Consider the following 13,522-nt stretch of genomic DNA (forward strand, 5'->3'; position numbering starts at 1 on the left):
CCAGCTTTTCATTCCCCTTGATGGCGCTTTTTCAATACCTTTAATACATCATCAAGAGGCAGCTGCTGTTCACGTAATAACACAAGAAGGTGATACAGGAGATCTGCTGTTTCCCATTTCAATTCTTCTTGATCACGGTTCTTCGCCGCAATGATAACTTCAGAAGCTTCTTCCCCTACCTTTTTCAGGATTTTGTCGACTCCTTTTTCAAAAAGATAGGTCGTATAAGCTCCTTCTGGCATTTCCATCTGCCGTTTCGCAATGACCTGTTCCAGTTCATTTAAAATGGCAAAGCGGTCTTGTTCTCCCCTTTGCTGTTTCACGCCATCTTCTGAAAAACAGCTATAGCTGCCTGTATGGCAGGCTGGGCCGCTTGGTGTCACTAGAACAAGCAGGGCATCTTGATCACAGTCATAGCGAATAGATGTAACACGCTGGGTGTGTCCAGATGTAGCTCCTTTGTGCCAAAGCTCATTTCTCGATCTGCTAAAAAACCATGTTTCCCCTGTCTCTAATGTTTTTTCATAGGATTCTTGATTCATATACGCCAAAGTAAGAACTTCCTTGCTTTGAGCATCCTGTACAATGGCAGGAATGAGACCTGCATCATTAAAGATTAATTCGTTTGCCTGTTTCATCTTACCTTCACCCCGTGTTCTCTCAAATATGTCTTCACCTCTTGAATAGAGGTTTCTTTATAATGGAAAATAGAGGCTGCGAGTGCGGCATCAGCTTCACCTTTTGTAAAAGCCTCCAGCATATGCTGCGCATTGCCAGCACCTCCTGAAGCAATAACTGGCACTGTGACTGCTTCTGATACAAGCCTCGTCAAACGATGCTCAAAGCCCGTTTTCTCACCATCGGCATCCATGCTAGTCAGCAAGATCTCGCCTGCTCCTCTTCGCACGGCTTCTTTCGCCCAGTCACTCACTTCTATATCCGTTTGACGGCGTCCTCCGTGCGTATAGACCATGTATGCTTGTTTCTCTTCATCGTATTTCGCGTCAATCGCAACAACTATGCACTGTGAACCAAAAAAGTCGGCTCCTTCTGTTATTAGCTCCGGTCTTAAAACAGCCGCTGTGTTCACAGACACCTTGTCTGCCCCCGCTCTTAATATACGCTTCATATCATCAAGATGGTTAATCCCGCCGCCCACCGTGAACGGGATAGCGAGAGTGGATGCCACTTGTTTGACCACATCCACCATTGTTTTTCGGCCTTCATGAGAGGCAGATATATCAAGAAAGACGAGTTCATCCGCACCTTCCTCGTCATAGATCTGCGCTAATTCGACCGGATCACCAGCATCCTTCAACCCTAGAAATTGGATCCCTTTGACCACACGCCCTTCCTTTACATCAAGACATGGAATGATTCGTTTTGTCATCATATGCTGTCAAGCCCTTCAAACGCTTCTGCTAAAGTAAATTGCTTTGTGTACAGCGCCTTGCCAATGATTGCACCAGACACACCTGTCTGCTTTTGTGCTGATAGCTTTTGCAGATCACCTACTGCACTGACACCACCTGAGGCAATGACTTGTTTGCCAGTTGCTTCTGCTAATCGAACCGTACTTTCCACATTTGGACCAGACAGCATGCCATCCATTTGAATATCCGTGAAAATGAAGACCTCTGCGCCTTCCTTTGCCAGTTCCTTACCGAGTTCCTCCGCCTTCACTTCCGACGTTTCAAGCCAGCCTTCAGTCGATACAAAACCGTTTCGTGCATCAATGCCAATGGCAATTTTCTCTCCATATTGCGCCAGCATTTTTTTCACAAAAATCGGGTTTGACACCGCTGAACTGCCAAGAATGACTCTCGATACGCCATTGTTTAAATAAAATGCAACATCTTCTTCTGTCCGAATGCCGCCGCCAATTTGGACATTCACATCTAATGAGGAAGCAATCGCCAGCACATGCTCGTGATTCACGCGTTTTCCTGCTTTTGCGCCATCTAAATCAACGAGATGTATCCATTTCGCTCCTTCATTTGCAAACCGTCTCGCCATGTCTAACGGTGAATCTCCATAAATGGTTTCTTGGTCATAGTCTCCTTGCACAAGTCGTACACATTTGCCATTTCTCATATCAATTGCTGGATATAATGTAAAATCACTCATTTGCTCACCCTCTGTTCGTTTGCTAATTGAATAAACTGTTTCAGCAGTGCCATTCCTGTTGTACTGCTTTTTTCAGGGTGAAACTGCGTGCCAAACACATTCCCCTTCCCAACAACGGCAGGTACTTGAACGCCATAGGGCGCACTTGCCAATAGATCTTCTGGATTCATGCCGCTCACATAATAAGAGTGAACAAAGTATGCAAATCCTTCCGGCACACCGTCAAATAATGGTGACGGCTGATGAAATGTGAGTTCATTCCAGCCCATATGAGGCACCTTCAGCCTTTGTCCATCCTGATCACGATCCTTCAAAAGAACGACACGTCCTTTTAAAAGGCCTAACCCTTTTGTTTTTCCTGCTTCTTCACTTTCTTCAAACAACAACTGCATGCCAAGGCAAATGCCAAATAACAGCTTTCCTTCCTGCACGACTTGGTGGATAAACGCCTCAAGTCCTGTCTGTCTTAACAGCTGCATCGCATCACGAAACGAACCGACGCCTGGCAAAATGTACGCATCTGCCTTTTTCAGCTCCTCTACTTCAGAAGACACGATATAAGACGCTCCTGCTCGTTCCAGTGCTTTTGATACGCTAAACAAATTTCCCATTCCATAGTCAATGACGCCAATCATTAGAGCATCCCCTTTGTCGACGGAATCCCTTTCACACGCGGATCAATGGTTGTTGCTTCATCTAAGGCGCGTGCCATCGCTTTAAAAATGGCTTCAATCATATGGTGGGTATTGGTTCCATAGTGAACGATCACATGAAGATTGATTCGTGCTTCAAGGGCAAATTTCCAAAGAAACTCATGAACCAGCTCCGTATCAAAGGTGCCGACCTTCTGACTAGGGAAATCGGCTCTCATTTCCAAATGAGGACGATTGCTTAAATCAACGACGACTTGGGCAAGTGTTTCATCCATTGGAACAAAACTAGAGCCGTAGCGCTTAATTCCTTTTTTATCACCGAGCGCTTCTTTAAACATCTGTCCAAGCACGATGCCAATATCTTCTGTTGTGTGGTGATCATCGACATCTGTATCTCCTTTTGCATCTACAGATAAGTTAAAGTGCCCATGCTTTGTGAATAAGTCGAGCATATGCGTCATAAAAGGGACATCTGTTTGAATATCTGCTTTTCCTTCACCATCAATCTCTAGCGCTAACGAAATGTTCGTTTCATTTGTCTGTCTCGCTGTTTCCGCCTGTCTCATTCTGATTCCTCCCGCTTTCTCGCTTCAATCGATCTTGCATGTGCTTCAAGCCCTTCTAATCTTGCAAAAGCCGCAATGCTTTCCCTATGTGTTTCAAAGGCTTCTTTGCTATATGAAATGATGCTCGTTTTCTTTTGGAAATCCGTGACGCCAAGCGGACTGGAGAATCTTGCTGTCCCGTTTGTTGGCAGCACATGGTTCGGTCCTGCGAAGTAATCCCCTACCGGCTCTGGGCTGTAACGCCCTAAGAAAATTGCTCCAGCATGCTTGATTTGACCAAGTAGTGATTCTGGATACGCCGTCAGCACTTCTAAATGCTCTGGGGCTAACTGGTTCACGATATCAACTGCACGATCCAAGGATTCTGTCACGTAAATATGGCCATGGTCTTGAATAGATTGTGCTGCGATTGATTTTCTTGGCAAAGTGTCCAGCTGCGCTTGCACCTCTGCTTGCACTGCTTCAGCCAATCCTTTAGATGTTGTCACCAAAATACTAGATGCCAATGCATCATGCTCTGCCTGTGAAAGCAAATCCGCTGCCACCTCATGTGCGGTTGCCGTTTCATCTGCTAAGACAGCAATTTCACTTGGGCCAGCAATCATATCAATGTCTACTTGACCAAATACTTCCCGTTTGGCAAGTGCTACATAAATGTTTCCTGGACCGGTGATTTTATCAACAGGCTGGATACTGTCCGTTCCATATGCAAGAGCAGCTATCGCCTGAGCACCACCCATTTTGTACATTTCTGAAATGCCCAGCTCCTTCGCTGCTACTAGTACAGCGTCAGACAGACGACCGTCTTTTCCTGGCGGTGTCACAAGGACAATTCGCTCAACGCCGGCAACAAGTGCCGGGATCACATTCATTAAAACAGATGATGGATAGGCGGCTGTTCCGCCTGGGACATATACACCGACCGCATCGAGCGGCGTTACCTTCTGACCTAGCATTGAGCCGTCCTTTTGGTGATAAAACCAAGAGGAGGTTAGCTGACGCTCGTGGTATGTTCGAATATTCCGGATCGCCGTTTGGATGATTTGGATCATCTCCGGGTCCAAACGTTCGTAGGCTTTTGTCTTTTCATCCTCCGTCACAAGTGGCTGTTCAATAGAGACACCGTCAAATTGCTTCGTGAAAGACCGTACGGCTTCGTCACCATTTTTTCTCACTTCTTCGATTATTCGCTGAACAGCCAATCGCTGCTCTTCCGTTCCTGTATCTAGAGAACGCTTGAGTGAGAGAGTGTCTGTCTCACCTTCTTGTATGTAGGTGATGTTCATGATGTTTCCTCCCCTTCTCCTTCGATGATTCTTGCCAGACGCTGCGCCATTTCATCGATTACCGCATCCTTCATTCGATAACTCACAGGATTGACAATAAAACGTGACGTAATGTCACAAATATGTTCCGTTTCGACAAGCCCATTTTCCTTAAGTGTTTGACCGGTGGAGACAATGTCAACAATTCGATCGGCAAGTCCGATGAGCGGTGCTAATTCAATGGAACCATTTAGCTTAATGATCTCCACCTGCTCACCTTGTTCTCTAAAATAAGAAGAAGCGACATTTGGGTACTTTGTGGCCACACGCGGCGCGACACCGCCCCAGCTGGCTCCCGGCAAGCCCGCTACAGCTAAATGACATTTGCTAATGTTTAAATCGAGCACTTCGTACACATCCCTTGCTTCTTCAAGCATGACGTCTTTCCCTGCAATGCCCACATCTGCTACACCGTGCTCTACATATGTCGTCACATCCATTGGCTTCGCTAAAATAAAGCGGAGACTTTCTTCCGGTACATCAATGATTAATTTTCTTGAATCTTCGAATTCCTCCGGCAGCTGATATCCAGCCTGTCTTAATAGCCCTGCTGCTTCTTCAAATATCCGCCCCTTTGGCATTGCCATTGTCAACACTTTACCCATTTTGCTCTTCCTTTCTAGCGCCGATAAAATAAGTCACTTGCTCAAATGCCTTGGTCATGGCATCGATATTTTCAATACCTGCTAAGTCTTGGAGAACAATCCTTTTGCCCTTTGTCCGCTCTTTTTCTGCAAAATCAAATGCTTCAAGCCGCTGTTCTTTACTAAAAATCACAGCCTCTTGGGGCTCATTTATTTCTTTTGCGTCGAGCGCCTCAAGAAGACGGTCTAATCGAAGTCCAAAGCCTGTAGCGGGTGCGGGTGCATCAAAGTGAGCAAGCAATTGATCATACCTTCCTCCACTTCCGATCACAGACCCAACATGATCTGCAAATACTTCAAACAAAATCCCCGTATAGTAGCTCATATGACTGACCATGCTTAAATCCAAACGGATATATTCTGTACAGCCGTAATCTTCAAGTGTCTCCCACAGCGCCTTTAACTCCGCAAGCACTTCTTTGCCCTCTTGTGACACCACAATTTCTTCAGCCTGCTGGGTCACTTCTTGACCGCCGCGCAGCTCTAAAAGCTGGAGCAGCCTTGTTTTATCGATGGATGAGAGCGGCAATTGTTTAACATGCTGCCTGTATCCCACATAATTCTTTTCATATAAAAATCGGCGCAATACGTTCGCCCGCTCTGTATTCCCTAGTACATCTAAAAACAAGGTCTCAGCCAAAGCCACATGCCCGATCGCAATTTTGAAGGATTGAAGTCCAGCATTTTTTAATGCAAACACGACAAGCGCTATGACTTCAGCATCTGCACTAATCGAACCATCACCGATCAATTCAATACCAACCTGCTCAAATTCAGAAGGTCTTCCGCCTTCTCTTTCCTGTGCCCGAAACACGTTTGCTGCATAACCGACTCGAAGCGGATACGCCTGTTCGTGAAGCTTTGAAGCCGCCACTCTCGCAATTGGTCCCGTCATATCAGGTCTAAGCACAAGGGTTTGACCATTTTGATCAAGAAGCTTAAACAGCTGCGTATCTGTAATCGCCGATTGAACACCGACTGTATCGTAAAATTCAAGCGTTGGCGTTTCCATTAAACGATAACCCCAACCATTCATGACCTCTGTTAAAGAATGCCTAACTCTTTTCTTCGTCTCATACAATCCTGGTAATGAATCTCGCATACCATATGGTTTTTCAAACATGAACATGTTCCGCACCTCCAACACATTAAAACAAAAAATTCCGAATCCTTTAGTTCGCTAATATGATAATATGCTAACAAAATAAAGTGATTAAATCAATCATTTTTATTTTCCCCTTTTTTTCCTTAATCATTTGTTCATATATTACATTCAAATGACACCTAATCCTTTTTGATCTCTTTGCTTTAGGAACATGCTATAATACTTAAAAATATTGAATAACACAGGAGATTACAGTGAAATTCATCCAGACATTAATCTTAACTTTGTTGTGCGCATGTCTTGTTTATTTCGGCTTTATTTACATTTCACAATTCGACCAAGTCAAGAAAACAACGTCACCGCAAGAAGCCAAAGAAAAAGAAAATGATACCGCACTAGCAGCAGAAGAAACACGTTCTACGAAAAAAACAGAAACGACACACTCTAGTTTAAAAGGAAATAAAAAAGCCATGGACGTCATCCTCTTTAATCAAATGGATGCACCAAAGCTTTATAACGGATGCGAAGTCACGAGCTTAGCCATGCTTCTTCATTACAGCGGCTATGAGCATATAACGAAAAACGCATTGGCAAACGAGATTAAGCGTGTCCCGCTCAATTATGAGAATGGCTTAAAAGGAGACCCTCATGACGGGTTTGTAGGCGATATGGAGAATGGGCCAGGTCTTGGTGTGTACCACGAACCCATTTATCAGCTTGCGAAAAAATATGTAGGTAATCAAGCCGTTGACTTAACCGGCAAGCCAGTCAAAAAGGCTATCTATCAATCACTTGAAAAAGGTTATCCTGTCTGGGTCATTACCACTTCGACCTTTGCCAAAACAGATAACATTGAAACATGGAATACACCAAATGGGAAAATAGATATCAGCTTTAATATGCACAGCGTCGTCATCACAGGCTATGACAAAGATCATGTCTACTTAAATAACCCATACGGAGAGAAGAATCAAAAAGTCGATCGTGAACAGTTTGAGGATTCTTGGAAACAGATGGGCAGCCAGGCGATTATCATTAAAGCATAAACCACTTCTCCCATTGAGAGAATTTACACATGCATCAAAAACATCCTCCATACGAATGGAGGATGTTTTTGAATGATTTATTTTTTTAGTATTTCCTTCAGACGGTCTTCAAGCTTTTCAGCCGTCATCGCACCCCCACCAAGGCTGATGTATTCATCCCCTTTTTTTAGTAAAAGTGTAGGATAGCCATTCACGTTCAATTGCTGAACCTTTGCAAAATCGGCATACGCATCATTGATCGTTTCTGTCTCCTTCATTCGTTCAACTAATACATCAGGGTCAAGTTGGTGTTTCATAGCGATATCTCTATAAGTTTCTTCATCACTTAGGCTTTTTCCGTCTTGATAAAAGGCCTTTTGCATAGATGAAGCCAAGTACAATGCACGCTCTGGTGCGATGGATCTTAATGCAGAAAATCCAATTGCAGCAGCTTCAGAGTCTAAAATGAATGTTCCGTTTTCTAGCAACTCTTCGTAACGGTCTCCAAATTCGACACCTGTCAGCTGACTGATACGCTCATTTGCTTCTGAAATGTGTGGATAATTCTTTATCGGTAGACGACGCTCTCCTACAAATAAACCGCCCGATACAAGTGTCAGTGGTATCTCAGGGTGATTTTCGTGTAAAGTACGGATGCTGTTGGAAAATCCATAACACCAGCCACAATACGCATCCCATACATAGATGAAAGATTTTTCTTGATCATTCATAAGACAGACTCCTCACTCATCGTTTTTTAGCGACAATGAAACGCATGTTATTCTACTTATTCTGCTTCAGAAACCACAGTAAAACGTTCTCCAACATGAGCAGCTTGTTCTATCTCATCGACAAGTGCAACGGCGTAGTCAGCATAACTCACATAGCTGTCACCCTTTGAATTGACGATAAGATGGTCTTTGCCTTTCACATAAGCACCTGTCCGTTTGCCTGCTGGATCAAAGAATGCAGCTGGACTTAAAAATGTCCATTTTAATCCTTCGGTCTTTTGAAGATCTATTAAATTTTCTCCTTGGTGTGAAGCAGTAGCAAGGTATTCCTTTGGAAACTCCGGTGTGTCCATCAGTCTAGTTGTTTTGGCCTCATCTACAAATAAACTTCCAGCACCTCCCACAACGATTAAACGCGTTTCTGGTGTCTCTTTCAAGAGATGAATGAGTTTTTTCCCTGCTTCTACATGAAGGTGCTCTTGTCCTGCTGGCGCACCAAATGCGTTTACGATCACATCAAAACCTTTGACGTCTCCTGCCTCTAAGTGAAAAACATCCTTTTCTAAAACAGCTGCTGATGAATTGGTCACTTTTTGTGCATCTCGAACGATTGCCGTTACTTCGTGCCCTCTCGATTGAGCTTCTTTTAAAATGTGTTGTCCTGCTTTACCTGTTGCGCCAATGATTCCAATGTTCATGTAAATTCCTCCTACAATATATTGTTATTTTGATCACTTAAGATGTAACCACGATAGTTACAACAGAGGTAAAAAAAATTGAATAGATCATCCAATTTTTTTGATTAAAACCTGCGTTAGTTCACTTAATTTGATCTCAGCAAGCACTTGCTCCATCGCACTTTGAGCACGGCACAAAATTAATTCTAGTACAGCTTGAATATTTGCACCGATCGGACAGTCAGGGTTTGGGCTTTCATGAATTTGAAACAACTCTCCCTCATCCACAACTTCAACCGCTTTATACACATCTAGCAGTGTCATGTCATCTTCACTGCGATTCAATTGAGAACCGCCTTTGCCAAGACTCGTTGAGATTAGGCCTGCTTTTTTGAGCTTACTCATGATACGGCGAATCACCACTGGATTTGTATTGACACTTCCTGCGATATCCTCCGATGTCTGTAAAGAACCTTTTTCAAGTGATAGCAAGGCCAGAATATGGACAGCGACAGTAAATCTGCTGCTGATTTTCATGTTTTCTCACCTCTGTTGTAATCATTATAGTTACACCAAGTTAGAATGTCAACAAAAAAGTCTGCCGAGCTACTCAGCAGACGAAGATTGACGTGCTTCCATTTCCTCTTTCGTATAAATCATCCGCATTGGATTTCCTCCAACAAAGGAGCCTGCCGGAACATCTTTGTTCACAAGAGTTCCTGCCGATACAATCGCACCATCACCAATTGTCACTCCAGGTAGAATCGTTGAATTTGCCCCAATTAACACTTCATCACCAATATAGACTTCCCCAAGCCTATACTCTTTAATCAAATACTCATGGGACAGAATGGTTGTGTTATAACCAATCACACTATTTCGGCCGACAGTGATTTTCTCAGGAAACATGAGATCGACCATCACCATTAAAGCAAACGCCGTATCCTCCCCGACTTTCATCCGAAGGAAGGTGCGATAAATCCAATTTTTCATTCCCATAAAAGGCGTATAACGCGCCAGTTGAATAAAGATAAAGTTTTTCACAACCTTGAGAAAGGGGACCGTCCGATAGACTTGTCTAAGCGAATTGACCCCTTTGACAGGATAACGATCTGTTTTTCTCAACTTAATCAGCTCCAACAATCGCCAAGAGATCACTCATTTTCTGCAGCATATAATCTGGGCGATGCTTTAACAGGGCTTCTTCTCCCTTAATAGACCAAGCAACACCTGCTGTTTTCGTCCCTGCCGCTTGACCAGATAAAATGTCGTGATAGTTATCGCCAACCATGATCGCCTCATGCGGATCACTGCCGAGTTTGGATAATGCCAGCTGGACTGGTTCTGGATGCGGCTTTTCATTTTGTACATCATCAAGTGTGACAATGACCTCAAAAAATGGCTCCAATCCAGTCAGCTTTAATCCCATTAAGACCGTATCACGGATTTTTGTTGTCACAATTCCGAGCTTAAATCCCTGATCCTGAAGAATTTTCAACGTGTCTAACACCGTCTCATACTCCGTCACAAGCAGGTCATGCTGTTCATGATTAAACGTTCGATACATCTGGATCATGTCATCTGTCAGATTCGGATCCATTGCAGAGAATGTATCAAATAATGATGGACCAATGAAATGAAGGATATCCTCACGGCTGTATTGACCAGGGTAATAATGATCAAGCGTATGCTGAAATGAAGCAATAATTAATTCATTTGTATTGATTAATGTGCCATCTAAATCAAATAGCACTGTGTTAATAGTTGATTGGTTCATATAGCTTCCTTTCTAACAGCTGCATGTTCCCGCCTCCGCCAAATATAGCTGATGGCAGCTGTCAATAAAATAGCAGAAATAAGGCGAATAAGAAGAAGCGGCCAGACTGGAATACCTAAAGGAATGAAAATGAGTGTATCTTCGACCACCGCATGACACGCCACAAGGAAAATGAAAGCAAGCGTTAAATCCTTTTTGCTGACACCGTCCTCTTCCACTGCCTTCATCATGACGCCTGCCCCGTAGGCAAGACCAATGGTCAAACCAGCCACCATCGTCATAGACGTATTTTCTTTCATTCCAAGCATTCTCGTAAAAGGAGACAGCCACTTAGACAGCGTATGGAGCCACCCTAAGTCTCTCATGAATTGAATGATGATCATGAGAGGAATGACAATACAAGCCAGCTGCAGCACACCAAGAACAGCTTTCTGTAAAGCAAGAAGTACGATCATATACCAGCTAGAAGGCACATCAGCCGACTGAGCAGCTGTCAGCAAACCATATTGCGCCGGCTCCTCGCCTCCCTGCCAAACGAGGTGAATGACAATTGCTGACACGACGGCAAGACTGATTCTCACCAGCAAAATGACAGACACCCGTAGCCCAACCTTCGCCGCCACTGTTGATTCGATGATCAAGTTGTGACAAAAGGAGAGCATGACCGCTAAAATGAACACTTCCTTCACAGGCAGCTCTAATGTCAAGATGGCTGCAATACCCGCATACAAGTTCAGCATATTTCCTAAAACAAGCGGAATGGCCGCTTCCCCTGAAAGACCAAACAGGCCCATAAATGGACGGATGAATTGTATAATCCAATCCATTACAGGTGTATGCTGCAAGATACTAACGAGAATGGTAACCGGAAAAATGACTTTTCCAAGTGTCCAAGTTGTCGATAACCCTGCTTTCAAGCCGTTTTTCCATGTCTCCCTCATCTCTTATCCCCCTTGCTTAATTTGATGAGTTGTTCTCTTTATACGGTATAGATGCATATCCCTTGATTCTTCTAAACACAATGAGCAAAACAGCCACTGCAAATATAGCAATTGAAATCATCTGTGCAATTCGAAGATGCTCGGTCAGCATTAAGCTGTCTGTTCTCATTCCTTCAATGAAGAAACGACCGATTGAATACCAGATTAAATAAGACAAGAACATTTCGCCTCGACGCAATGATGTTCTACGTAATAAGATTAATATCAAAACGCCTGCGATATTCCATAATGATTCATATAAGAACGTAGGGTGATAGTAAGTCCCGTCAATGTACATCTGATTAATAATAAACTCAGGCAGGTGCAAATTTTCTAAAAAGGCTCTTGAAACAGCCTCACCATGCGCTTCCTGATTAATAAAGTTCCCCCAGCGCCCGATGGCTTGCCCTAGTAAAATACTAGGCGCTGCGACATCGGCGATTTTCCAAAAGGACACCTTTCTCACTTTAGTAAAGACAATCGCTGTCAGCACCGCCCCTATCAGTCCGCCATGTATGGCAATTCCACCATTCCAAATCTTGATGATTTCATTTGGGTGCTGCTGATAATAATCCCATTCAAAGGATACATAATAAATTCGTGCACAAATAATGGCGATAGGAATGGCAAATAAGATGAGATCAATAAACATATCTTTATTGATGCCTCTTTTTTCACACTCCCTTAATGCGAGCCAGAGTCCAAGCAGGGCTCCGACCCCAATAATCACACCATACCAATGAACCGAAAGAGGTCCGAGCTGAAAAGCAATCGGATCAATTGGTTGAATTGCTTCATTCATATAGACAGCTCCTATTCATCCTGGCCATTGTCTTCAATGACATCGGCAAGTTTACTTGTAAATTGTTCCGCTGCATTATGTCCCATTCGTTTCAATCTGAAGTTCATTGCAGCTACCTCGATGATGACCGCTAAATTTCGTCCCGGACGTACAGGGATGGTCAGTTTTGGTACATCTGTATCGATGATCCGCATTTTTTCTTCCTCAAGTCCTAAACGGTCATACTGTTTGCCTTGTTCCCAAAGCTCAAGGTTCATAACAATCGTAATTCTCTTATAGCTTCTGACAGCGCCCGCTCCAAATAAGGTCATCACATTAATAATGCCTAATCCACGGATTTCTAGAAGGTGCTCAATCAGCTCTGGTGCGCTTCCAACTAACGTATCCTGATCCTCTTGCCTAATTTCCACGCAATCGTCTGCAACCAGCCTGTGTCCTCTCTTCACTAATTCTAAAGCCGTTTCACTTTTACCTACGCCACTTTTTCCAATTAACAGCACACCTACACCATATACATCTACGAGTACGCCATGAATCGCAGTCGTTGGTGCAAGCTTGCTTTCTAAGAAGTTCGTTAATCGACTCGAAAGTCTTGTCGTTTTTAAGCTTGAGCGTAAAACCGGCACTCCATTTTCGTTTGATGCTTCGATCAATTCTTTTGGGACTTCACGATCTCGTGACAAAATGATGGCAGGGGTAATATCTGTACAAAGAGACATCATTCTCTGCTTTCGTTCGCGTTCTGGGAGCTGTTCAAAAAAAGAAAGCTCTGTCTTCCCTAAAAGTTGAACTCTTTCTTTTGGGTAATATGTAAAATATCCAGCCATTTCAATACCTGGTCTGGAAAGATCACTGATTGTAATGGGACGATTAATCCCTTCTTCCCCACTTACCAGTTCAAGATGAAATTGTTCCATTATGTCCTTCGTACGAACTTTCGGCACGCTTCTTCCTCCTTTTATCACAGGCGTTTCAGAAATACAGCTCTATTTTATCACTTTCAATGATGAACCCAAAATAGTATTTTATCCTGATCCTGTTTCATCACATTTACTGGTATAGACAACTATACTTAAAAAAGGTAAACTGAATCTAACGACGAGAATAAGG

The 13,522-nt window shown here is 43.5% G+C and carries 17 protein-coding genes; 1 reads left to right on the forward strand and 16 read right to left on the reverse strand.

The genetic code is table 11. The annotated features are described in order from the left end of the window. Nucleotides 1-8: 8 nt before the first annotated feature. Genes hisIE through NSQ70_RS15945 form a run of 8 tightly spaced genes read right to left on the reverse strand, consistent with a single transcriptional unit; the run spans nucleotide 9 to nucleotide 6,444 of the window. On the reverse strand, nucleotides 9-638 hold the full coding sequence (hisIE, locus tag NSQ70_RS15910) for a bifunctional phosphoribosyl-AMP cyclohydrolase/phosphoribosyl-ATP diphosphatase HisIE (protein WP_259253529.1): 630 nt from the start codon (nucleotides 636-638) through the stop codon (nucleotides 9-11). Then, nucleotides 635-1,393, reverse strand: coding sequence for an imidazole glycerol phosphate synthase subunit HisF (gene hisF, locus NSQ70_RS15915; protein ID WP_041507812.1), 759 nt, complete (start codon nucleotides 1,391-1,393; stop codon nucleotides 635-637). Before hisF ends, hisIE begins: the two co-directional genes overlap by 4 nt. Next, nucleotides 1,390-2,127 carry a 1-(5-phosphoribosyl)-5-[(5-phosphoribosylamino)methylideneamino]imidazole-4-carboxamide isomerase gene (hisA, locus tag NSQ70_RS15920; RefSeq protein WP_039169085.1) on the reverse strand — a complete coding sequence of 246 codons (738 nt, stop codon included), beginning with the start codon at nucleotides 2,125-2,127 and terminating at the stop codon, nucleotides 1,390-1,392. The genes hisF and hisA overlap by 4 nt, the downstream gene beginning before the upstream one ends. Further along, the gene (hisH, locus tag NSQ70_RS15925; protein WP_100324745.1) at nucleotides 2,124-2,762 is read right to left on the reverse strand and encodes an imidazole glycerol phosphate synthase subunit HisH; all 639 of its coding nucleotides are present in this window, start codon (nucleotides 2,760-2,762) and stop codon (nucleotides 2,124-2,126) included. The genes hisA and hisH overlap by 4 nt, the downstream gene beginning before the upstream one ends. Further along, nucleotides 2,762-3,346, reverse strand: a complete 585-nt coding sequence (gene hisB / locus NSQ70_RS15930; protein ID WP_007500075.1) for an imidazoleglycerol-phosphate dehydratase HisB — start codon at nucleotides 3,344-3,346, stop codon at nucleotides 2,762-2,764. Before hisB ends, hisH begins: the two co-directional genes overlap by 1 nt. Continuing rightward, complete coding sequence (gene hisD, locus NSQ70_RS15935; RefSeq protein WP_342502270.1) at nucleotides 3,343-4,632, reverse strand: histidinol dehydrogenase; 1,290 nt, start codon at nucleotides 4,630-4,632, stop codon at nucleotides 3,343-3,345. Before hisD ends, hisB begins: the two co-directional genes overlap by 4 nt. Continuing rightward, nucleotides 4,629-5,276 (reverse strand): ATP phosphoribosyltransferase, encoded by a 648-nt coding sequence (gene hisG / locus NSQ70_RS15940; protein WP_259253531.1) that lies wholly within the window; start codon nucleotides 5,274-5,276, stop codon nucleotides 4,629-4,631. The genes hisD and hisG overlap by 4 nt, the downstream gene beginning before the upstream one ends. Continuing rightward, nucleotides 5,269-6,444, reverse strand: a complete 1,176-nt coding sequence (locus tag NSQ70_RS15945) for an ATP phosphoribosyltransferase regulatory subunit (RefSeq protein WP_017368113.1) — start codon at nucleotides 6,442-6,444, stop codon at nucleotides 5,269-5,271. Before NSQ70_RS15945 ends, hisG begins: the two co-directional genes overlap by 8 nt. A 230-nt stretch (nucleotides 6,445-6,674) precedes the next feature. Here NSQ70_RS15945 and NSQ70_RS15950 point away from each other — a divergent pair, with 230 nt between their 5' ends. Continuing rightward, entirely contained in the window at nucleotides 6,675-7,466 is a 792-nt protein-coding gene (locus tag NSQ70_RS15950; protein WP_024719888.1) for a C39 family peptidase, read from the forward strand. 77 nt (nucleotides 7,467-7,543) lie between these two features. On the opposite strand, the gene NSQ70_RS15955 is transcribed toward NSQ70_RS15950, so the two are convergent. The 8 genes from NSQ70_RS15955 to hprK all read right to left on the reverse strand — a co-directional run bounded on the left by NSQ70_RS15955 (nucleotide 7,544) and on the right by hprK (nucleotide 13,356). Beyond that, a complete protein-coding gene (locus tag NSQ70_RS15955; RefSeq protein ID WP_326242374.1) occupies nucleotides 7,544-8,176 on the reverse strand; it encodes a DsbA family protein in 633 nt (210 codons plus the stop codon). A gap of 56 nt (nucleotides 8,177-8,232) precedes the next feature. Beyond that, the gene (locus NSQ70_RS15960) at nucleotides 8,233-8,874 is read right to left on the reverse strand and encodes an NAD(P)-dependent oxidoreductase (RefSeq protein ID WP_327862214.1); all 642 of its coding nucleotides are present in this window, start codon (nucleotides 8,872-8,874) and stop codon (nucleotides 8,233-8,235) included. Nucleotides 8,875-8,961: 87 nt separating this feature from the next. Continuing rightward, nucleotides 8,962-9,390 (reverse strand): Rrf2 family transcriptional regulator, encoded by a 429-nt coding sequence (locus tag NSQ70_RS15965; RefSeq protein ID WP_024719891.1) that lies wholly within the window; start codon nucleotides 9,388-9,390, stop codon nucleotides 8,962-8,964. 69 nt (nucleotides 9,391-9,459) lie between these two features. Next, a complete protein-coding gene (locus NSQ70_RS15970) occupies nucleotides 9,460-9,978 on the reverse strand; it encodes an acyltransferase (protein WP_035701530.1) in 519 nt (172 codons plus the stop codon). Nucleotide 9,979: 1 nt separating this feature from the next. Further along, on the reverse strand, nucleotides 9,980-10,630 hold the full coding sequence (gene ppaX, locus NSQ70_RS15975) for a pyrophosphatase PpaX (RefSeq protein WP_007500058.1): 651 nt from the start codon (nucleotides 10,628-10,630) through the stop codon (nucleotides 9,980-9,982). Beyond that, a complete protein-coding gene (locus NSQ70_RS15980; protein WP_342502271.1) occupies nucleotides 10,627-11,571 on the reverse strand; it encodes a nucleoside recognition domain-containing protein in 945 nt (314 codons plus the stop codon). The genes ppaX and NSQ70_RS15980 overlap by 4 nt, the downstream gene beginning before the upstream one ends. A gap of 16 nt (nucleotides 11,572-11,587) precedes the next feature. Then, nucleotides 11,588-12,412 carry a prolipoprotein diacylglyceryl transferase gene (lgt, locus tag NSQ70_RS15985; RefSeq protein WP_268430548.1) on the reverse strand — a complete coding sequence of 275 codons (825 nt, stop codon included), beginning with the start codon at nucleotides 12,410-12,412 and terminating at the stop codon, nucleotides 11,588-11,590. Nucleotides 12,413-12,423: 11 nt separating this feature from the next. Further along, entirely contained in the window at nucleotides 12,424-13,356 is a 933-nt protein-coding gene (gene hprK / locus NSQ70_RS15990) for an HPr(Ser) kinase/phosphatase (RefSeq protein WP_003212943.1), read from the reverse strand. Between the last annotated feature and the right edge of the window lie 166 nt (nucleotides 13,357-13,522).

Origin of the sequence: Bacillus sp. FSL R5-0397 (genome assembly GCF_038593395.1) — a bacterium.
Taxonomy (GTDB): domain Bacteria; phylum Bacillota; class Bacilli; order Bacillales; family Bacillaceae; genus Bacillus; species Bacillus altitudinis.

What these genes read in the sequence shown, in the direction of transcription:
- NSQ70_RS15945 (WP_017368113.1), bottom strand. Translation starts at nt 6,444, where the DNA reads ATGTTCATGTTTGAAAAACCATATGGTATGCGAGATTCATTACCAGGA.
- hisA (WP_039169085.1), bottom strand. Translation starts at nt 2,127, where the DNA reads ATGAGTGATTTTACATTATATCCAGCAATTGATATGAGAAATGGCAAA.
- hisIE (WP_259253529.1), bottom strand. Translation starts at nt 638, where the DNA reads ATGAAACAGGCAAACGAATTAATCTTTAATGATGCAGGTCTCATTCCT.
- NSQ70_RS15955 (WP_326242374.1), bottom strand. Translation starts at nt 8,176, where the DNA reads ATGAATGATCAAGAAAAATCTTTCATCTATGTATGGGATGCGTATTGT.
- hisG (WP_259253531.1), bottom strand. Translation starts at nt 5,276, where the DNA reads ATGGGTAAAGTGTTGACAATGGCAATGCCAAAGGGGCGGATATTTGAA.
- NSQ70_RS15960 (WP_327862214.1), bottom strand. Translation starts at nt 8,874, where the DNA reads ATGAACATTGGAATCATTGGCGCAACAGGTAAAGCAGGACAACACATT.
- NSQ70_RS15980 (WP_342502271.1), bottom strand. Translation starts at nt 11,571, where the DNA reads ATGAGGGAGACATGGAAAAACGGCTTGAAAGCAGGGTTATCGACAACT.
- hisD (WP_342502270.1), bottom strand. Translation starts at nt 4,632, where the DNA reads ATGAACATCACCTACATACAAGAAGGTGAGACAGACACTCTCTCACTC.
- hisB (WP_007500075.1), bottom strand. Translation starts at nt 3,346, where the DNA reads ATGAGACAGGCGGAAACAGCGAGACAGACAAATGAAACGAACATTTCG.
- NSQ70_RS15965 (WP_024719891.1), bottom strand. Translation starts at nt 9,390, where the DNA reads ATGAAAATCAGCAGCAGATTTACTGTCGCTGTCCATATTCTGGCCTTG.
- ppaX (WP_007500058.1), bottom strand. Translation starts at nt 10,630, where the DNA reads ATGAACCAATCAACTATTAACACAGTGCTATTTGATTTAGATGGCACA.
- lgt (WP_268430548.1), bottom strand. Translation starts at nt 12,412, where the DNA reads ATGAATGAAGCAATTCAACCAATTGATCCGATTGCTTTTCAGCTCGGA.
- hisH (WP_100324745.1), bottom strand. Translation starts at nt 2,762, where the DNA reads ATGATTGGCGTCATTGACTATGGAATGGGAAATTTGTTTAGCGTATCA.
- hisF (WP_041507812.1), bottom strand. Translation starts at nt 1,393, where the DNA reads ATGATGACAAAACGAATCATTCCATGTCTTGATGTAAAGGAAGGGCGT.